This is a genomic window from Pseudomonas sp. S2_B07, from assembly GCF_054668435.1.
On record NZ_CP162769.1, the window covers coordinates 6,306,636 to 6,326,371 of the forward strand.

General features: G+C 58.1%; 18 protein-coding genes. 8 read left to right on the plus strand and 10 right to left on the minus strand.

The features are described 5' to 3' along the window. Positions 1 to 173: 173 nt before the first annotated feature. The 5 genes from arsH to AB4N43_RS29015 form a co-directional block, all read right to left on the minus strand. Positions 174 to 869 carry an arsenical resistance protein ArsH gene (arsH, locus tag AB4N43_RS28995; protein WP_027924612.1) on the minus strand — a complete coding sequence of 232 codons (696 nt, stop codon included), beginning with the start codon at positions 867 to 869 and terminating at the stop codon, positions 174 to 176. An 11-nt stretch (positions 870 to 880) separates the two neighbouring features. Then, positions 881 to 1,351, minus strand: coding sequence for an arsenate reductase ArsC (locus AB4N43_RS29000; RefSeq protein ID WP_460152532.1), 471 nt, complete (start codon positions 1,349 to 1,351; stop codon positions 881 to 883). 29 nt (positions 1,352 to 1,380) lie between these two features. Next, positions 1,381 to 2,664 (minus strand): arsenic transporter, encoded by a 1,284-nt coding sequence (locus tag AB4N43_RS29005; protein WP_460152534.1) that lies wholly within the window; start codon positions 2,662 to 2,664, stop codon positions 1,381 to 1,383. A 23-nt stretch (positions 2,665 to 2,687) separates the two neighbouring features. Next, a complete protein-coding gene (locus tag AB4N43_RS29010; RefSeq protein ID WP_027924609.1) occupies positions 2,688 to 3,035 on the minus strand; it encodes a metalloregulator ArsR/SmtB family transcription factor in 348 nt (115 codons plus the stop codon). A 377-nt stretch (positions 3,036 to 3,412) separates the two neighbouring features. Continuing rightward, positions 3,413 to 3,685 (minus strand): hypothetical protein, encoded by a 273-nt coding sequence (locus tag AB4N43_RS29015; RefSeq protein WP_059182741.1) that lies wholly within the window; start codon positions 3,683 to 3,685, stop codon positions 3,413 to 3,415. 441 nt (positions 3,686 to 4,126) lie between these two features. On the opposite strand from AB4N43_RS29015, the gene AB4N43_RS29020 reads away from it, so the two are divergent. The 5 genes from AB4N43_RS29020 (at position 4,127) to AB4N43_RS29040 (ending at position 9,858) form a co-directional block, all read left to right on the plus strand. After that, entirely contained in the window at positions 4,127 to 4,786 is a 660-nt protein-coding gene (locus AB4N43_RS29020; RefSeq protein WP_027924607.1) for a MarC family protein, read from the plus strand. 260 nt (positions 4,787 to 5,046) lie between these two features. Continuing rightward, on the plus strand, positions 5,047 to 5,409 hold the full coding sequence (locus AB4N43_RS29025) for a DUF6463 family protein (RefSeq protein ID WP_027924606.1): 363 nt from the start codon (positions 5,047 to 5,049) through the stop codon (positions 5,407 to 5,409). 623 nt (positions 5,410 to 6,032) lie between these two features. Further along, positions 6,033 to 7,745: an arylsulfatase gene (locus tag AB4N43_RS29030; RefSeq protein ID WP_460152537.1), complete on the plus strand. Its 1,713-nt coding sequence runs from the start codon at positions 6,033 to 6,035 to the stop codon at positions 7,743 to 7,745. Between the two features lie 177 nt (positions 7,746 to 7,922). Then, positions 7,923 to 9,296 carry a transposase gene (locus tag AB4N43_RS29035; protein WP_460152538.1) on the plus strand — a complete coding sequence of 458 codons (1,374 nt, stop codon included), beginning with the start codon at positions 7,923 to 7,925 and terminating at the stop codon, positions 9,294 to 9,296. A 319-nt stretch (positions 9,297 to 9,615) separates the two neighbouring features. Then, positions 9,616 to 9,858: a hypothetical protein gene (locus AB4N43_RS29040; protein WP_032833684.1), complete on the plus strand. Its 243-nt coding sequence runs from the start codon at positions 9,616 to 9,618 to the stop codon at positions 9,856 to 9,858. 251 nt (positions 9,859 to 10,109) lie between these two features. Here the strand turns inward: AB4N43_RS29040 and AB4N43_RS29045 are convergent, their stop codons facing one another. Beyond that, a complete protein-coding gene (locus AB4N43_RS29045) occupies positions 10,110 to 10,514 on the minus strand; it encodes a hypothetical protein (RefSeq protein WP_460152540.1) in 405 nt (134 codons plus the stop codon). Between the two features lie 310 nt (positions 10,515 to 10,824). On the opposite strand from AB4N43_RS29045, the gene AB4N43_RS29050 reads away from it, so the two are divergent. Further along, a complete protein-coding gene (locus AB4N43_RS29050) occupies positions 10,825 to 12,183 on the plus strand; it encodes an MATE family efflux transporter (protein ID WP_059182743.1) in 1,359 nt (452 codons plus the stop codon). Positions 12,184 to 12,370: 187 nt separating this feature from the next. Beyond that, positions 12,371 to 12,766, plus strand: a complete 396-nt coding sequence (locus tag AB4N43_RS29055; protein ID WP_460152542.1) for a phosphoribosyltransferase — start codon at positions 12,371 to 12,373, stop codon at positions 12,764 to 12,766. Positions 12,767 to 12,790: 24 nt separating this feature from the next. On the opposite strand, the gene AB4N43_RS29060 is transcribed toward AB4N43_RS29055, so the two are convergent. From AB4N43_RS29060 to AB4N43_RS29070, 3 genes are read right to left on the minus strand one after another with little or no spacing between them, the layout of a single operon-like run. Then, a complete protein-coding gene (locus tag AB4N43_RS29060) occupies positions 12,791 to 14,134 on the minus strand; it encodes a TolC family outer membrane protein (protein WP_410922950.1) in 1,344 nt (447 codons plus the stop codon). 1 nt (position 14,135) lies between these two features. Further along, positions 14,136 to 15,482 (minus strand): HlyD family type I secretion periplasmic adaptor subunit, encoded by a 1,347-nt coding sequence (locus AB4N43_RS29065; RefSeq protein ID WP_027926037.1) that lies wholly within the window; start codon positions 15,480 to 15,482, stop codon positions 14,136 to 14,138. Continuing rightward, positions 15,483 to 17,219: a type I secretion system permease/ATPase gene (locus tag AB4N43_RS29070; RefSeq protein WP_027926038.1), complete on the minus strand. Its 1,737-nt coding sequence runs from the start codon at positions 17,217 to 17,219 to the stop codon at positions 15,483 to 15,485. It lies immediately after the preceding gene. Positions 17,220 to 17,534: 315 nt separating this feature from the next. Between AB4N43_RS29070 and AB4N43_RS29075 the strand changes: the two genes are divergently transcribed. Further along, on the plus strand, positions 17,535 to 18,233 hold the full coding sequence (locus AB4N43_RS29075; protein ID WP_027926039.1) for a response regulator: 699 nt from the start codon (positions 17,535 to 17,537) through the stop codon (positions 18,231 to 18,233). On the opposite strand, the gene AB4N43_RS29080 is transcribed toward AB4N43_RS29075, so the two are convergent. Continuing rightward, positions 18,234 to 19,724 carry a sensor histidine kinase gene (locus AB4N43_RS29080; RefSeq protein WP_460152544.1) on the minus strand — a complete coding sequence of 497 codons (1,491 nt, stop codon included), beginning with the start codon at positions 19,722 to 19,724 and terminating at the stop codon, positions 18,234 to 18,236. Positions 19,725 to 19,736: the final 12 nt, after the last annotated feature.

Genomic DNA, 19,736 nt, shown 5'->3' on the forward strand with positions numbered 1-19,736 from the left:
AACACATAGAATATGTGGCAATAAACAACTCAACCCCGAAGACTATGTGGGCGCAAGCCATACAGGGTGCGCCCCATTAAGAGGGCGCCAAAATACGCGTCTTGTTTGAGTCGTGCAGTGTTTGTCACCAGCATCTTGATAAAAACCAAGGGATTGATGAACGATTCAGGCTTTCAAATCGACCGCTGATTCACCCGCTGACTCAACTCCTGCGCCGTCTCCTTGCGCTCCGAATAACGGTCAACCAGATCCGGGCGATCCCGTAGCAGCAACGTGAACTTCACCAGCTCTTCCATGACGTCGACGACCCGGTCGTACAGCGCGGAGGGTTTCATGCGATTCCCTTCGTCAAATTCCAGAAAGGCTTTCGGCACGGAAGACTGGTTGGGGATCGTGAACATGCGCATCCAACGTCCCAGCACGCGCAACTGGTTGACCACGTTAAACGATTGGGAGCCACCGCAGACCTGCATCACCGCCAGCGTTTTTCCCTGGGTCGGGCGCACGGCGCCCAACGCCAGCGGCACCCAGTCAATCTGTGCCTTGAACACGGCCGACATGGAACCGTGGCGCTCGGGTGAACACCAGACCTGTCCTTCAGACCACTGCATCAGCTCAAGCAGCTCCTGGACTTTCGGGTGATCGTTCGGCGCATCGTCCGGCAGTGGCAGTCCCGAGGGATTGAAGATGCGCGTCTCTGCACCGAAGTGTTCGAGCAGGCGGGCGGCTTCTTCGACCAGCAGCCGACTGAACGACCGTGCGCGGGTCGACCCGTACAGCAACAGGATTCGTGGCTTGTGCTGGCCGTCGTGATCGTTGGCGATGGGCTCAATTAAAGACGCATCGAGATTAGGCAGAGGGTGGCTCATGGGGGCTCCGGTTACAGGGTGCTGATGCGGTCGAGTTCGCGCTTCAATGCATCGCGATCAAGCTCGGCGAAGGGCAGGGCGAGGAAGGCCCGGCAGCGCTTTTCGATGCGCGTCAGGGTCGAGTGGAAGGCTGCGGAGACGGCCGTTTCATCGCCCTTCACCTCGGAGGGATCCTCCAACCCCCAATGGGCTTTCAACGCCGGACCGAAGTACACCGGGCACGTCTCTCCGGCAGCCTTGTCGCAGACGGTGATCACAATGTCCGGCGGGTTGGCCTCGAAGGCGTTGTTGCCTTTGCTGCTCAACCCGTCGATCGATATCCCTGCCTCTTGCAACGTGGTCAGGCTGCGCGGCAGCACCTGTCCTTTGGGAAAGCTGCCGGCGCTGACAGCCTCGAAACCGTCCGGCGCCAGATGATTGAACATCGCTTCGGACAGGATGCTGCGGCAACTATTGGCGGTACACATAAACAGGACGCGCATGGTGATTCCTCTTTGAAGACGCACAGGTGCTAAACGCTCAGGCGTAAGGCCAGGGCAGACAAGGTAATGAACAGAATCGGCAGCGTCAGAATGACGCCCACCTTGAAGTAGTATCCCCACGTAATACGAATGCCCTTGCGCTCCAGGACGTGCAGCCAGAGCAAGGTTGCGAGGCTACCGATGGGGGTGATTTTGGGCCCCAGGTCCGAGCCGATGACATTGGCGTAGATCATCGCTTCACGTACGACGCCGGTGGCCTCGCTGGCCTGGATCGACAGCGCGCCCACCAACACCGTCGGCATGTTGTTCATGGCGGACGACAGCAATGCGGTGAGCAAGCCCGTCCCCAACGCGGCACCCCAGACACCATATTCGGCCAGGTGATTCAGGGCCGTCGTCAGATAGCCGGTGAGGCCAGCGTTCTTCAGCCCATACACCACCAGGTACATGCCCAGCGAAAACGTCACGACCTGCCAGGGTGCTTCGCGCAGCACACGCCGGGTTGAAATCACATGCCCACGCGCCGCAACGGCGAACAGCATCGCGGCGCAGGCTGCTGCAATGACACTGATTGGAATGCCCAGCGGTTCCAGCGCAAACAACCCGATCAGCAACACCCCCAAAACCATCCAGCCGACGCGAAAGGTCAGCGGATCCCGCACGGCACGCCGCGGGTCTTGCAGGTCATCCAGTGAGTAGCGCTCGGGTATGTCACGGCGGAAAAACCAGTACAGCACGGTGAGCGTAGTGCCTACGGCAACGAAGTTGACCGGCACCATGACAGAGGCGTACTCGCTGAAGCCCAGACCGAAGTAGTCGGCTGAAACGATGTTGACGAGGTTCGACACCACCAACGGCAAGCTGGCAGTGTCGGCAATAAAGCCTGCCGCCATGACGAACGCCAGGGTCGACGCAGGGGAGAAGCGCAGGGCAAGCAAGATCGAAATCACGATCGGGGTCAAAATCAGTGCCGCACCGTCATTGGCAAACAGCGCGGATACAGCGGCCCCCAACAAAACCGTGAAGGCGAACAGGCGTCGGCCATCACCCTTGGCCCAGCGCGCCACGTGCAGCGCGGCCCACTGAAAAAAGCCGGCTTCGTCGAGCAGCAGGCTAATGATAATGACCGCCACAAACGTGGCGGTAGCGTTCCAGACAATGCCCCATACCAGTGGAATATCGTTCAGCGTCACGACGCCCGTGATTAATGCCAGAACCGCCCCGAACGTGGCGCTCCAGCCGACACCCAGTCCCTTGGGCTGCCAGATGACCAATACGATGGTGACCAGAAAAATAGCGAATGCAATGAACATAAAAGACTCGGCAGGCGATGGGGTCAGCAGCAGGCGGTGGTGTTGAGAGGGCGGTCGCCCATCGCGTCGAGTCGAGCGCTGTTTTCCTCAAGCCAGGCGGTGTTGGCTGCTAGCGTGGTCTCAAGAATGGTGCGCACCCAACCCGGCAAATCAGGATTGAGCCGGTAGTAGACCCACTGACCCTGACGTCGATCGAGCAACAGGCCACATGCGCGAAGCTGCGCCAGATGGCGGGAGATTTTCGGTTGACTGTCGTTCAGGGCGCAGACCAGTTCGCACACGCACAGCTCACCCTCGCGGGTGATGAGCAACGTGGCCCGCGCACGGGTTTCGTCGGACAGGCATTTGAATACGGCGGCAGGGGTCAGCATGGACACGGCTCGATACATATGGTTATTCGAATATTCGTTTATCCATATGTTTATGGCAAGCAGCGAACTTCAATCCAGCGAGTGAGTTCGATGAGCAGTCGCTGGATACCCCTGAAGTCCTCAGGACTGTTTTGGCGGGTAGTTGCCGCGCATTCCCCCGGACTTGTTGCCCGTTTTGCTCGGCAGGTTAGGCACGACCGGGCGGGATCTGGGTTGAGGGTTGGAGCGGCTTCGTGGTTGAGGTTGTTTGCTCATGGTCAGCCTCCTGACGGGGCAGGGTTTCGCTCGTTCAGCTTCCTCATAAAGCTTAGCCTGCCGGGTGATAGAGGTTACGCGGTAAAACCAAAGCGGGCGCCTGATAGGGCGCCCGTTTTTATTTACTCCGCCACCTGGGCTCGCAAACGTCGACCGATCACGTCCATCAAGTCACAGCCATCGCGCAACGGAATGGCCAGCAGTTTGGAAAAGTCCGACAGCACCACCGTGTCGCAACCGAGCTCGGCGCGGAAGGCGATGTTCTCCAGGACTTGAGTGACAGTGCGGATGCGGTAGTCGGCCATGGCTTGCAGGACGTCGAGCGGGGCTTGGGTGTCGATGAGCAGGGAGGCCGGGATCAGGTCGATTCCGGTGAGGGGCATGTATCTTTCCATAGAAGTAGTCTCGTTTAGTGTGTTGAGACTGCCCACATGTCGTCGCCAAACGAAATGGGTGGCAGTTGTGCGCAGGTTGGCGAACCGGAAACGAGTAACCGGCAGACCCGAAGGTCTCCCGCGCACAACCGCCATAGAACTGCGGTTTTGCGGATGCGCTGACGCCTGCAATAAGCAGACGCCCTCGCACTCGTATAACAGGTCGCCAAACCTGGTCGCCATTCTGAGCGACGGGGCGGACTATAAGCTTCATCGGAACGACGGGCAAGGTGAGGGTTTCCGAGATAAGTGTAGGACCAGATCCGCATCCTTTGTCAGTCATCGACTGACCTTTCCTGAACCAGCGCCACCTGTGCCGCAGCGCCAGATTGAGCTCTAAACGGGCTCATCGCCCATCATCCGCTAAGGTGATGTAACGCGGTCTCTCCTCGAAGGTGCGCCATGAACACCTATGTAACGCTGTTTGTCGGCATGTTTACCACGTTACTGGCCATCATCAACCCGCTAGAGGCGATTCCCGTGTTCCTTGGCATGTTGCAAGGCAAGGACACTGCCGAGCTCCGTCGGGTAGCCCGCAGAGCCTGTTTCTTTGCGTTATTGCTGATGTTCTTTTTCCTGATTTTCGGCAATCTGCTCCTGCGACTGTTCGACGTTCCCCTGAGCATGATCCGGGTGGTCGGTGGGGTGATTCTGATGCGGATCGGTTTCGAGCTGTTCGCCCCCACGCCCAACAGCAGCCTGATTCCCACTGGTCACGACGCCGACCAGGACGTGTCTTTCATCCCCCTGGCCATGCCCATCATGTTTGGCCCCGGTGCGATTGCCACCGTGATCGGCCTGACCAGCACCATCAAAGACGCCAGTCATGCGGTGCTGTCTTTCGCCGTCGTGGCGCTGGCCATCTGCGCCACGATGTTCACCACCTATTTGTCACTGGCTTACGCTCAAGTCATCCTCAAAACGATTGGCCCGCAAGGCATCGATGCCGCCACGCGCATTGTCGGGTTCTTCGTCTCTGCCATGGGGGTTGGTCTGATCTTTCATGGCACGGTGGAGTTTTTGCAATCGTACGGGGTGTTGCTGCATGGCGGGGTGGGGTAGGGCTGGATCGTTGTCTTTGCATTGACCGTGTGCTTTCGGCCAAAAGTGGACGGTGGACACGGTGATGGCAAATAGATAGCTTCATTAGGAGGCAGCAGTCCTTGCCGTCACCACTTCTAAGCCAGACAGGGACTTACGGGATGACAAGGAATGTTATACGACACGCCATCGCGACAAGAAACGCAAACCACTCGCTCGCACTCTGGGACCGTGTAAACGCTACGCACCTTCCAACCTTACCGTTACGGAGCATATAAGACATGTCAAACATCGTCGCATGGACCCTGTTCGCCTTGGGCGTTCTCCATATTCCATTCGGTATCATCAAGTTCAAAACAGCATTTGCCGCCGCTGTAGACTCTGGCTTCGTTGACCAATTCAAAGCGCACGAAGATCGGCGTACTGCCCTCTGGTTTACCATGTTGGGGCCGCTTTTTATGCTCGCAGGGCAGACAGCGATTCACGCCGTAGCCGTTGGCGATCTCGCGCTACTTAAAATTGTTGGCATCTATGTGCTTATGATTTCGATCATTTGCGTCATTGCTGTTCCAAAGTCGGGATTCTGGGCAACGTTGCTGGTTTCTCCGCTGATCATCGCGGCAGGATATGACTTGTACGCCTGACAAACGGTTCAAGGCATTCACGAGGGCTTCAACGTCAGATCGGGGTCGATTGCGGTCCTTCACGATAGGCAACGATCGACCCATTGCTGCCTGTCGCAGAAATCCGGTGGGCAACCTGACCCCCCGACCTAGACCAAGTGGAAAACCGCGAAGCGTTTTCAATCGTGGGATATCAGGCTGCTTGCTGCGCTTGGCGCTTATGAGGTGGGCTATTGATGTTCAAGGGGTCGCCAGCTCAGCAGCTCCCGCAAACATTGTCCTCCATGTTTTCGCCAACTTTGTGGATGGGGGAGAGGGGCAAAAGCCATCGGTTGTAAGAAGTGGACACTAGGGCATTGAGGTCGCATTTCCCCCAGGGTCTACCCGGCAGGCACCTTTGAGATGCGGGTCTATACTCACGATCCTTGTCATTGGTAAGGGCTATGAATGCAAGCTGTGTATTCGACGTTAGCTACAAGTCATTGCGGGTCAATGCTCAATAGATTAAGGGGGCTGCACCAACAGATGACGGATGGCCGTCAGTATTAGGATGGAGCAGTTGAAGTTTTTGAGCCTTGAGAGATGAGAGCACGACATATCCGAAATTGGACGTTATGTGAATCAGCTAAACGAGGATCAAATTCATGCAACCGAGAAAACTTGTACTGGCGGGATTGGCATTAGGCTCTCTGGCGATGGGTGCAAGTCTGCCGACAGTGACTCAAGCGGCCGACAAGAAACCCAACATCATGTTCATCATGGCCGACGACATTGGGTGGATGCAGCCGAGCATTTATCACCAGGGGCTGGCGGTCGGTGAAACGCCGAATATTGATCGCATCGCCCAGGAAGGTGCGAAATTCATGACCTACTACGCCGAGCAGAGTTGTACGGCGGGGCGCAACGCGTTCTACACGGGGATGCATCCGTTGCGTACCGGCATGATTCCACCGCAATTACCCGGCAGCCCTTCATGGCTGCGTCCTGGCACTCCCGCTCTGTCCAAGTTTTTGCTTGATCTGGGCTATACCACTGGCGAATTCGGAAAAAATCATCTGGGTGACAACTTTGAGGCTCTGCCGACTTCCCACGGCTTTCAGGAGTTTTGGGGCTACCTCTATCACCTCGATGCGATGCAGGGCGTTAGCTTTGTCGATATCAACAAGACTCCGCAAGAGCAGGGCATTGCACCACCATGCAAGGTCACTCCGATCAACGGCCTGCCCGAAGTACCCGGCGCCATCGATCCAAGGGAGGGTACCTGTCTGACGCCACCACGTCCGGTCATGTCCTGCGTCTCCAGCGACGGTACGCAGAAAAACACCACGTGCAAGGACGAAGGGGTACTGACGCTGGAACGCTCGAAGACGGTGGATGAAGAAATCTCCGCTAAGGTCATCGACTTCCTCGATCGCAACGATCCGAAGAAGACCGACAAACCGTTCTTCGTCTGGTACAACCCGGCACGCATGCACATCACCACGGTTTTGCCACCCAAGTATGACGCCATGGTCGGTGAGGCGGGCGGAAAGGACTGGGGCACCAATGAAGCGGGCATGAAGCAACTGGATGACAATATCGGTTATGTCCTGAAGAAACTCCAGGACATGGGCGAGTTGGACAACACCATTGTCGTCTTCACCACTGACAACGGTGCGGAAACCATTACCTTTCCGGATGGCGGTACCACCCCGTTCAAGGGCGGCAAGTTGACCACCTGGGAGGGCGGCATGCGCGCTCCACTGGTCGTTCGCTGGCCTGGAAAAATTAAACCTGGGACGGTCCTGACCGACATCTTTGCCTCGCTCGACTGGTTGCCCACCTTGGTCAATATCGCGGGCGGCAAGAAGGGCAACGAGCTGAATGAGGAGATCATGGCAGGCAAATACCCTGGCATCGTCAAGACCAAGCTCGATGGCGTGGATCAGACCGACTACCTGACCGGCAAATCCGACAAGTCGGCGCGCGATACCTTCTTCTATTACACCGGCTCGCAACCTTCGGCGGTCCGCTACAAGAACTGGAAGATGTACTACACCATGGTGCCGGATACCGCGACAGGCGGGTTGTATGGCGCGACCACGTTCCACTGGACCCAACTGCTCAACCTCAAGCGCGACCCCTTTGAAACAACCGTCGGCGCTGATGCGAAGTCCATCACCGGCTATGGCGGTGCGTTGGGCTCTCCTGGTAATGCCTATGTCTACAACTGGAACATGCTGCCAATCGGACAGTTGCTCTGGGAGAAGGAATTAATGTCGTACAGGGATTTCCCGCCCATGCAGGCACCGGAGACCTACAATTTAGACGGCATTCTTAAAGCCATGCAGCAGAACGGCCATAACGGACACGATTAACTCCGTTGCTATCCTGCCGCTATAAATAGACGGGCGTCCTTAAACAGGCGCCCGTTTTTCTGACTAGAAATATTTTTCTTTCCGGATGCCCGCTATTGGCCGATTCTGTTGAAAAAGTAGCTCCCCTGTCTGGCCTGCGGCAAAATTGCTTCATTGGCCGGCGGGGGATCACACAGCATGATGGGACAGTTATCGAGTGGGCAGGAGCGACTGTTTTACTCGTTCAACCTTGAAGATCACATCCCAGCCAATCACCTTCTGCGCAGCATTGATCGGTGTCTCGATCTGAGTGATTTGCGCCATCACCTCGCCGACTTCTATAGCCCGATTGGGCGCCCGTCGATTGATCCTGAATTGATGATCCGCATGTTGATCGTGGGCTATTGCTACGGCATACGCTCAGAGCGGCGGTTGTGCGAAGAGGCCCATTTGAACTTGGCGTATCGCTGGTTCTGCCGATTGAGCCTTGAAGATGAAGTCCCCAATCACTCGACCTTTTCCAAAAACCGACACGGCCGTTTTCGGGACAGCGATCTGTTTCGCTGGCTGTTCAATGAAGTGCTGCGTCGTTGCATGGACGCCGGTCTGGTCAAGGGCGAAGGCTTTGCCGTGGACGCCAGCATCATCAAAGCGGATGCGAGTCGGCAGCGCGGTGTACCGGGTGATGAACCGGTCAACTGGAGCGATCCGGCCCTGAGCACCCGCGCCGTGCGTGAGTATCTTGAGGCACTCGATGAAGAGGCTCTGGCCGAAACGCTACCGAAGCGTCTATCGCTGACTGATCCTCAAGCCCGCTGGACCGCAGCTCCAGGTGGCCCAGCGTTCTACGCTTACTCCACGAATTATCTGATCGATACCGAGCACGGCGTGATCATGGATGTGGAACCCACACCGGCTCATCGAACCGCAGAAGTCGAGAGCACCAAGACGATGATCGATCGCGTTGAGGCGCAGTTCGACATCAAGCCGGAACGCCTCATTGGCGACACCGCTTACGGTACCGCGCCGATGCTGGCCTGGATGGTGGAGGAAAAGGACATCGAGCCACATGTGCCGGTGTGGGACAAAACCGAACGCAAGAACGACAGTTTTTCGAGCAACGATTTCCGCTGGAATGAAGAGACTGAGGAATACTGCTGCCCGGCTGGCAATGCATTACGTAGCGAATGGCGAGCCTTCAAGAACGAGCGTTCGCACGTCACCAAAGCCAACACCATCATCTTCCGATCCAGACAGACTGACTGCGCGACGTGTCCGATGAAAGCCAAGTGCTGCCCGAACACGTCGTTTCGCAAGATCGCTCGCAGCGTTCATGAAGCCGCTCGTGACGTGGCTCGACGCATCGCGGCGACGCCGGAGTACGTGCGCTCTCGCCACGAACGTAAGAAGGTCGAAATGTTGTTCGCCCACCTCAAGCGCATCCTGAAATTGGATCGCTTGCGACTACGTGGCATGAGAGGCGCGACCGATGAGTTCACACTGGCGGCTGCGGTACAGAACCTGCGTCGACTGGCCAAACTTACATCCCAAGGGCCGCCTGCCCCGGGATAGGTGCGCCTGCACTAAGCCAAAAACCTCAAATTAACCCAATAACAAAGCAACAATGGTCAACGAAGGGCCGAGAAACCACTCAATGTGGTGAGTAGGTTCTCTGGTGGTGGCTGTGCCTGAGTTCAGGTGATCTGAAAATCCGACTTTTTCAACAGAATCGGCCGATTTCTGCCTGTCACGACCGGTTGAATCCACAAGTGAAACCCGGCCAGTGAGCCGGGTTTTTTGTTCTCGCCATTCGTCCATCGCCGGGCACTTACAGCGTTTCCCTACCTCTCATGTTCAAGCACGGACATTTACATAACCATCGGAGAGCAACATGGACATTGATGAGAATGCACCGGGAAACATATCGCAGCAGGGCGGTACGAGCAGCACGGATAACGAAGCGGGTCATGACCCCAAGCGGTCTGAAGTACCGTCGAAAACGGCCGAAGTCGATGCACCAAATAATCCAAAGCAGGACCCCGCAGCTAAAGAGAACCCGTACAGCCCCGACTTCAAATCAGAACCTGAACATAAGCCGGTTCAAGATGCCGATATTGATACTCAGGGGGGGTAGTAACATCTCGCGAATCAGTACAGAGACCCAGTATGGAATTTGTTGAGGATACGGCTGGAAACATCTCCCAGCAGGGGGGTGTTCCAACGTGAAATGAAACTGGAGTCCGCTGCCTGCTGGGTAATGCACAGATTTGTCCACCCAGTTGCATTCGACCTGACCAGTCATTTGCATTGTATTTGACCAGCACACTTCGTGACCCTGACCTGCAGAGAACGACCCATAGCCGTCATCCACAGTGACTATTGGGATCATGCGCCCACATCATTTATCAGTTCGCGCCAGACATCCCTTGCCTTCTGCTCCGAGGTAAAGACTTGTACTTTTGGATGCCAGAACTGCCCCTCAATTACGATGCATTCCAACGTAGAGTCCTGAAACGTAAAGACATAATGGATGGCATCTTTTAGAAACCGCTGTTTATCGTGTCGCGGATGAAAGGCGTTTCTCTGCTCAAGCTCTGCTAGCCAAGGCGAATTATCTATTCGATGAATTTGGTAATGCTTGAGGCCAAGTCTAATAAGCGGATGGCCGCCCAAAGCCTCATCGTTTGGTGAGCCGAACTGAATTTTTTTTAGTGGAGGGAAATGGATTACAGCTATTTCTTCTTCAGCCGTGCAATACCGTAAACATAGCTGCGTGTCCGTGGCGAACACGACGGGTTCGGGCGACGTACTTGGCTGTGGCCGGGAGTCGAGCAGCACTACGGTCGCGAATGACACAGGGAAGCCTAGTGAAGAAACAGGGGCAAAACAGAGTGCGAGAGCGACGCGTTGTCGTCAAACGTTTCTGATCGCGACGGGCTGCTTCTGGTCTTTTCTGCCTCTCACGATAGGCAGAAATTGGCCATCTGGATTGCCCCATTTATTACTCGAACGCTCCAGATTTTCCAAAATAAGAGCGGTCTCGGAACAAGGCCCTGGCGTAGAATTCCCCAACCGCGTGCCCACCCGAGACGGACCCTCAATGCAAACACCCACCCACCCCATCCCCCTCTGGAAAACCTACCTTCTTTTCCTCGCCCCGATGGTCCTGTCGAACTTTCTCCAGTCCATGTCCGGCACGGTCAACAGCATCTACATCGGCCAAATGCTCGGCACGCAATCCCTGGCCGCCGTGTCCGGCATGTTCCCCATTGTCTTTTTCTTCATTGCCCTGGTCATCGGCCTCGGCGCAGGGGCGGGTGTGCTCATTGGCCAAGCGTGGGGTGCGCGTGAACCGCATCTGGTGAAAACCATTGCCGGCACCACCTTGCTGCTCGGGGCAATGATCGGCCTGACCGCCGCCGTCCTCGGCAGTGTGTTTGCGCGGTCGGCCTTGCAGGGGTTGGGCACGCCGGCTGATGTACTGGACGACGCCGTGGCCTATGCCCACGTGATGATGTGGATCATGCCGTCGCTGTTGGTCTACGTGCTGTTCACCCAACTGCTGCGCGGGGTCAGCGATACGGTGTCGCCGCTGATTGCGTTGGTGGTGTCGACCTGTATTGGGTTGGCGCTGACGCCGGCGTTGATTCGGGGTTGGTTCGGGTTGCCGATGATGGGGATTCAGAGTGCGGCGTATGCCGGGTTGGCGGGGAACTTGTCGGCGATGGGGTGGCTGGCGTGGCGGCTGATTCGCAAGGGGCATCCGTTGGCGCCGGATCGGGAGATGTTTGCGGCGATGAAGCTGGACCGGGAGATTCTCGGCAAGGTGTTGCGCATCGGGCTGCCGACCGGGTTGCAGATGGTGGTGTTGTCAGTGTCGGAACTGGTGATTCTGGCGCTGGTGAACCGGCACGGTTCGCAGGCGACGGCGGCGTATGGGGCGGTGACGCAGATCGTCAATTACGTGCAGTTTCCGGCGCTGTCGATTGCGATCACCGCGTCGATCCTCGGGGCTCAGGCGATTGGGGCAGGGCGCCTTGAGCGCATGGGGCCGATTTTGCGCACGGGGTTGCTGATCAATGTGTGTCTGACGGGCGGATTGGTGGTGCTGGGTTACCTGCTGTCGCACTGGTTGTTGGGGCTGTTCCTCACCGATGACTCGACGCGGGCAATGGCCGAGCACCTGTTGCACATCATGCTCTGGAGCTTGTTGGTGTTTGGCTTCCAGGCGATTGTCGGCGGCATCATGCGCGCCAGCGGCACGGTGTTGGTGCCGATGGCGGTGTCGATTTTCTGCGTGGTCCTGGTGCAATTGCCGGTGGCGTATGTGCTGGACGGGCACTTTGGTTTGCAAGGCGTGTGGATGGCGTTTCCGGTGGCGTATCTGGGGATGCTGGCGTTGCAGACGGCGTATTACCGGTTTGTCTGGCGGCATCAGCGGATCGAACGGTTGGTGTGAGGCAAGCGGCTTGCTGTCAGCCGCGCCCAGGCCGACAATTCCTCGGGACTGCGTGATGAAACCGGCAGGCGTGATTACCTGAGGAGGTTTTCTAATGAGTCCCTCATCGCCCACGATTTTGCAGGACCGGCCGGCGGCGGGTCGGCGTCTGGTGGCGCCGTTGCAGGCTTAAGCCAATCGCCCGGACGTGATCGTTCTCGCCTTGCCCCGAGGCGGCGTGCCGGTGGCGTATGAAGTGGCCACGGCGCTGGATGTTCGTCTCGACCTGATGCTGGTGCGCAAGCTCGGTGTGCCGTCGCACGAAGAGTTCGCCATGGGCGCGATTGCCAGCGGCGGCATCCAGATTCTCAATCAACAGGCGCTGCGGGTGCACCCGATTGATCAGGCTGCGTTCGACGCGGTGGTGGCGCGGGAGACGCGGGAGCTGCTGCGTTGTGAAGTCGATGAACTGGTATGCCCGATCATGCCGGAGTGGCTGATGTCGATCGGGCATTGGTACATGGATTTTTCCCAGACATCGGATGCCGAGGTCATGCGGTTGTTGCAGCGGGCCTGGGCGAAAGAGGACTCTTCCCGTCAATAATTGCCTGGCCAAAAAACCTTTCGCTCAAAACGACAACTTCGGTCCCAGGTAGGCATTGGCGCTGGCGATGTCATCATCGCCCAGTGCCCCGACATTTGCCGCCAACCGCAGTTTGGCCAACAGGTAGCGCAGTTTGGCTTCGAACAGGTCGCGACGGGCGGTGTAAAGCTGTTCCTGGGCGTTGAGGATGTCAACGTTGGTGCTGCTGCCCGCGAGGAAGCCTTTTTTCGAGGAGTCCACTGAGCGTTCGCTGGACTTCACCGCTTTTTCCAGCGCGTGGATACGCGCTTCGCCGCTTTGTACGCCGCGAAACTCGCGGGTGGTTCCCGAGATGATTTCTTCCCGGGTGGCATTCAGGTCATCTTCGGCCTGATCCCGGGTAGCAACGCTTTGCCGCGCCCGGGCGCTGACGTAGCCGCCGCTGTACAACGGAATGTTCAACTCCACGCCGGCAGAAGAGTAGCGGTTACGCTGGTTTTGAGTGGACAGGGTTTCGCTGTCGGCAGCGGTGTAGCCCACCACCAGATCAAGGGTCGGCCAGTGACCGGCCTTGGCCTTGGCGACTTCCTCGTCGGCGGTGTTGACGTTCAAGCGTCGTGCACGGATCGAGGGGCTGTCGGTACCCGCACGGATGATCCATTCCTGCAGATTGTCCGGTTGCAGAGGCGGCGTGGGGAAGGTGTCTTGCAGCGTGGCGATTTCATCGGGTGTCTGACCGAGGTATTCCTGCAACAGGCGCCGGGCCACGGTCACGCTGTCCTCGGCTTCGATCAGCTCGGCTTGGGCCAAGTCGCGGCGCGACACCGCTTCGTCGACGTCAGTGATGGTGCCGTCGCCCAGGTCCTTGCGTCGTTGAGTCGAGGCCACTTGTTCGTTGAAGGAATTGAGTTTGGCCGTCGCCAGTGCCACGGTTTCGTGGGCCAGCAGTACATCAAAATAGCGCCCGGCCAGTTTCACGGCCGCATCCTGTGCCTTGCCGTCGAACACGGCCACGCCGTACTCGGCCTGATACTCGCCTTGGCGATACTCGGCCATTTTCTGTTTGTTGAAGAGCGGTTGGCGCAGCTGCAAGGTCGCGCCCCGCGAGTTGTAGTTCAGGTCGTTGGTGTGGCTGTTGCCGAAAAAGTCCGGTTGTTTTTGCGTGCCGTTGATGTGGTTGTCGAAGGCGGTGATGCCGATTTTCGGCAGCACGCCGGATTGACCGATGGCGCGGTTTTCCAGCGCGGCATCGCGTTCGTGACCGGCGGAAAGGTAGGTCGGGCCCTGAAACTGCATCAAGTTCCAGGACTCGCGCAAGTCCAGTGCCGCCACCGACTGCGCCACGCAAAGCGACGCGGCAAAACCGATAAAACGTCGTCCGCGGTTCACGTCACTGCTCCTTAAAGGCGCTGTTGACCCGGTCCAGCAGTGGTTTCAACAGGTAACTCATCATGTTGCGCTCGCCCGTCTTGATGGTGACGGAGGCGGGCATGCCCGCGCGAATATGGTTGCTGCCCAGCATGGCCATGCCGGCGGGTGTCACTTCGATCTGCGCCAGGTAATAGGGCTGTTTGTTGTCGTCGCTGACCAGGCGGTCGGCGGAAATGGTCAGCACCTGGCCCGGAATGTTCGGGGTCTGCACGTGGTTGAACGCAGGGAATGAAATGGTCACCGGCAGGCCTGGCGTCATCCGGTCGATGGCTTGCACCGGCACCATCGCGTCGATCTGCAACGGTTCGTGGGCCGGCACGATTTCCATGATCTTGAAACCGGGCGCGATCACGCCGCCGATGGTCGACACGTTCAAGCCCTGGACCACACCGTCGATGGGCGAGCGGATCACCGTGTGCCGGACTTGATAGTCCAGCGCCTGCAAACGATCGGTGAGGGCGCTGTTTTCTTTCTGCACGTCGGCCAGCAGCGACTGCACTTCCTTGCGGTAGTCGTACTCGCGCTGAAGGATGCGCAGCTTGATGTCAGCGACCTGGCCCCGCGCCTTGGCAATGTTGTTCAGGTTGTCGGCCTGGGAGGCATTGAGGTCAGAACCGGTGCGTTCAAGTTCGAGCATCCGGTTGCGGGGCACATAGCCTTCGGCGGCGAGTTGACGGACCCCGACCAGTTCCTGATTGAGAAACCCGATCTGCGCGGAACGGGCACCGTAGATGTGCTGCAAGCCCTTGATCTGCGCTTCGGCGGAGTTGAGCGACTCGCGCAGGATGCCAATCTCGCCCTCAAGGCTGGTGCGCCGCGTGGCGAACAGATGACGCTGCAGGCTGATGGCGTCGTTCAGATGATCGTTGCCCGCGTAACGCTGCAACATGGCGGGGTCGAACACCACGTCGGCAGCGCCATCGCGCTCGGCCTCAAGGCGGTTTTCCATGGTTTTGGTGGCGATGTACTGCGCGTTCACCACCCCTTGTTCCGAGAGTGCCTGGGTGGCGTCGAGTCGAACCAGTTCCTGGTCCTTGCTGACGCTGTCACCTTCGCGCACCAGAATCGCTTCGACACTGCCACCCGTGAGGTGCTGGATGGTTTTGCGGTTGCTGGTGACCTTGACCGTGGCGGTGGCGACAATGCCGGCGTCCAGCGGTGCCAGCCAGGACCAGAGCAGAAATCCGCCAAAACCGAGGATCACCAGCAACACGCCCCAACGTGCCGGACGGTGGTCATCGACATCGATACTGGCCGCCGCACGCAGCAAATCCTGGCCACGCGGATCGAGACTCACGGCGCCCATTTATTCTCTCCCGCGAACGGCTGACAGGGTTGGAGCGCCCACCGTCGGCAGCACGCTGGTTTGACGCAATGCCGCAAACACTTCGTCCCGGGGACCGAACAATTGCGTGCTGCCTTCGCGCAGCATCAGGACTTTGTCGACGGTGCCGAGGATGCTGGGGCGGTGGCTGATCAGCACCGTGGTGCACCCTCGGGATTTGAGGTCTTCGAGCACATCGATCAGGGCTTTTTCCCCGGCGTCGTCGAGGTTGGCGTTCGGTTCATCGAGCACGATGATCGACGGCTCGCCGTACAACGCACGGGCCAGGCCGATGCGCTGGCGTTGCCCACCGGACAGCGGGTTGCCGTCGACATCCAGGGTGGTGTCATAACCGTGGGCAAACCGCAGGATCATGTCGTGTACACCGGCCCGTTTGGCCGCCACGATCACCGCGTCACTGTCGACCTCACCGAAACGGGCGATGTTGTCGGCGATGCTGCCTTCGAACAATTCCACATCCTGTGGCAGGTAGCCGACCCAGGGGCCGAGCTCTTCCTTGTTCCATAGATAGACGTCCACGCCGTCGAGCCGTACCTTGCCGCTTTGCGCCGGCCAGATGCCCACCAACAGGCGCGCCAAGGTGGATTTGCCCGACGCGGACGGGCCGATAATGCCCAGCGATTCGCCTGGCGACAGGTTGAAGTGCGGCCCGCGAATGATCGATTGGCTCATGCCTGGCGCGCCGGCGTGCAAGTGCTCGACCGAAAGCATGCCCAGTGGCCGTTGCAGTTTCATCGCATCGGCCCGGGGCGGAAATGCTTGCAGCAGCTGCTTGAGCCGCGACCAGGCGCGGCGGCTGGTGAGCAATTGCTTCCAGGCGCCGATCAGTTGCTCCACCGGTGCCAGCGCGCGACCGCTGAGGATTGAGCAAGCGATCATCATGCCGGGAGTAATCGAGCCTTCGATGGCCAGCAGGGCGCCTGTGCCGAGGATCAACGATTGCAGGGCGATCCGCACGAACCGCCCCAAACCACTGATGTAGGCCGCCCGGTCGGAGGCCAGGGTCTGCATTTCGAGAATCCGCAGGTGGCTGCCGAACCAGCGCTGGGTGATGGCCGGCAGCATCCCCATGGCTTCGATGACTTCGGCGTTGCGTAGATTGTTGTTGGCGAAAGTGCCCGAGATTTGTGACGCCAGGTTCGCCTCGCTCAACGGCTTTTTGGTGGCAATTTCGGTGAGCCAGGTCAGGGACACCAGGATCAGCGATCCGCACAGGGTGACGATCCCGAGCAAGGGGTGAATCAGGTAGGCGACGAACAGGTAAATGGGCGTCCATGGCGCATCGAAGAACGCGAACAACCCGTTGCCGGTCAGAAACTGCCGGACCTGCGCCAGATCTTGCAGGGCCTGGGCGGGGTTGCCGCCGGCCCGCTGCAGGTTGCGCTCGAACGCGGCGGTAAAGACACGACGGTTCAAGGCCATGTCCAGACGATTGCCGACCCGGATCAGCACGCGGGTTCGCACCACTTCCAACATGGCCAGCAAGGTGTACAAACCGATCATCAGTAAGGTCAGCATCAGCAGCGTGGTGAGGTTGCTGCTGACCAGCGCCCGGTCATACACCTGCAGCATGTAAATGGCCGGGGCCAGCATCAGTACGTTGATCACACCACTGAACCCGGCCAGCGAATAAAACGTATGGCGCAGCCGAAAAAGCACCTCGGCCAACTCGGATCGCTGCTGGGTTTTGTTGTCCATCGGAGGGTCCCCGAACCGTGGATTCATGTACCTCAGCGTAGGGGAACGACTGTTGGTCGGATGGAGGGCTGATCCGGGTTTTTTAGCAAAAAGTTTTTTTGACGTTTTTGACAGTCTTCAAAAACAATGAGTTGGCGTCTGATTTTTCAGAAGCTTATGACGAAGATTGCTTATTGACGGGCAAATTTCGTGCGACTTAAGTCTAATTTTTGCCCTCAAAGACCCCGGCATTTCCATCCGGAGCCCAGCGCCCGTTCGGGTTACCTGCTATTAATCAATGGGTGTTCGAATACTTGGCCCTTTCAGGAGCATGTCATGAACCCGTTCATTCGGATTGGCATCGTCGACGATCATCCGTTGTTGCGTGAAGGTGTTGCCAACACGTTGAGGAAGAGGGCGGATTTACAAGTCGTAGAGCAGGGTGCCAGCGCGGATGAAGCCCGGGGCATCGCGATGCGAACGAGGCCGGACGTGATGCTGATGGACGTCAATATGCCGGGCGACGTGTTTGGCTCCGTGCGGTTCATTTCTACGCAGCTGCCGGATGTGAAGGTGTTGATGCTGACAGTGTCCGAGTCAGAGGATGATGCTTATTCAGCACTCGAAGCGGGAGCTCGTGGCTATGTCTTGAAAGGGGTCAGCGGGCCAGACCTGGTGCTGGCGATCCGGTCGATTGCCCGGGGCGATACGTACATCACCCCAGAATTTGCCAATAAGCTGTTGAGCAATTTTAAAAAGCATGAGGCTGAAGTTCGCAAGATCGACCTGACCCATCGGGAAGAGCAGATCATCCGTGAAGTCTCAAAGGGCCTGACAAATAAGGAAGTGGCCTCAAAGCTGTTGATCAGCGAAAAAACCGTCAAGTACTACATGACCTGCGTGATGCAAAAGCTGCATGCCCGCAATCGTGTGGAAGCCGTCACGGCCTTGAGGCGCTATTGGGAACGAGAGAGTATTGGTCGACTTCATGTGACGTCAGCGACGTCGTCCCTGGACGCCCGAGGGGGCTCCTGACTACAGCTTGAATTGTGCGGTAACCGACGTGCCTTTGCCGGTTGCTGAGTCAATGCGGAACACGCCACCCAGCGATTCCACCCGATAACGCAACCCCGCCAGCCCCAACCGCGTCCTGCCGTGGGTGTCGACCACCAGGGCATCGGCGTTCATGCCCGGGCCGTTATCGTTGATCGTGATGAGCAACATTCCGTCGACAAGGTTGGCGCTCAGAACCTGACCTTTGCCTGCGGCATGGCGGTACGCATTGTTCAGGGTTTCCTGCACGAAGCGATAGATGCACAGCTTGAGCGGCAACGGCACCCCATCGGGCAAGTGCCCCAGTTTCAATTTGACCTTGGTGCCGGTGCGCTGCTCATGTCGCTGGGCTACGAGTTTCAACTCCTCCAACAGCGTCAGATCGTTGATTTCCGGAAGGGCCAGCCCCCGGGAAAGATCGCGCACCTCCCTTAATGCATCGCTCGCCGCTCCCCGGATGGTTTCCATCGACTCCTGATCGACCTCCGTGCAATTTTCCGCAAGGTCGTCGAGGCGGATGAGAATCAGGGTCAACAGTTGCGCGGGGCCGTCGTGCAGGTCCGCACCGATGCGCCGCAGCGTCAGTTCGTTTATTCGTGAAAACTCCTGAGTCGCGTTGGTCATCTTGCGTTGCAACGCGGCATTGCTGATGTGCAACCGGTTTTGCTCCAGCAGTCGCAAGCGCAACGCCACTTGTTGACGCTGGATGATCTTGTCGCCACGCCGGACCAGAAAGAACAGCAGCGTCAGCATCGCCAGGGTCGCGGCACCGACCACCAGCCATACTTGCTGGCGGACGCGATTGATTTCCTCCTCCAGACTGGCCGCCATTTCATAGAACTCGCCCACCGCGATGATTTTCCCGGTATTGAACTCCCGCAGCGGTGCATAAATTTCATAGAGCGGTACGTTCAGCTTTCGCTCGAACTCATTCTCTTCCTGATCCAGGTCCTCAAGGTCGGTGACCACGTTGCCCTTGATCGCACCGGCGATTTCATCCATCGGGAACTTGCGGTTGGTAATGGATTTGTCGGTGCTGTAAGCCACCGTGCCGTCTGCCCGCCAGATCTTGATCGAGACGATGTGCCGTTTCAGCGAGCGGCTCTCCATCAGGCGATCCAGGGATTTTATGCTCGACGCCGACAGCCCGTTATCGCGGCTCATCTCCTGAACGTAGGGCTCCAGGAACGCTTCCATATAGTGGGCGCCGGCCTCCGCGGCGCTTTGCACGGCGGCGCGTTCTATGCGCGCACTGACCAGCTTGCCGACGAAAAACATGGTCAGCCCCAGGATCAGCGCGGCGGCGATGACGAATTGTGTAGAGCGACTCAGGTTGCGTGCGCGGGTCTTGAACCTGATGCGCCAGCGGGCCTTGTGGTCTTGCTCGCTGGCCGAGAGGGGCTCGACCAAAGTCTCAGTTTGATCACTGACAAAAGTCTCGTTTTTTGATTCGACTTTTGCATCTTTTGCCATCAGTCCGGTTCC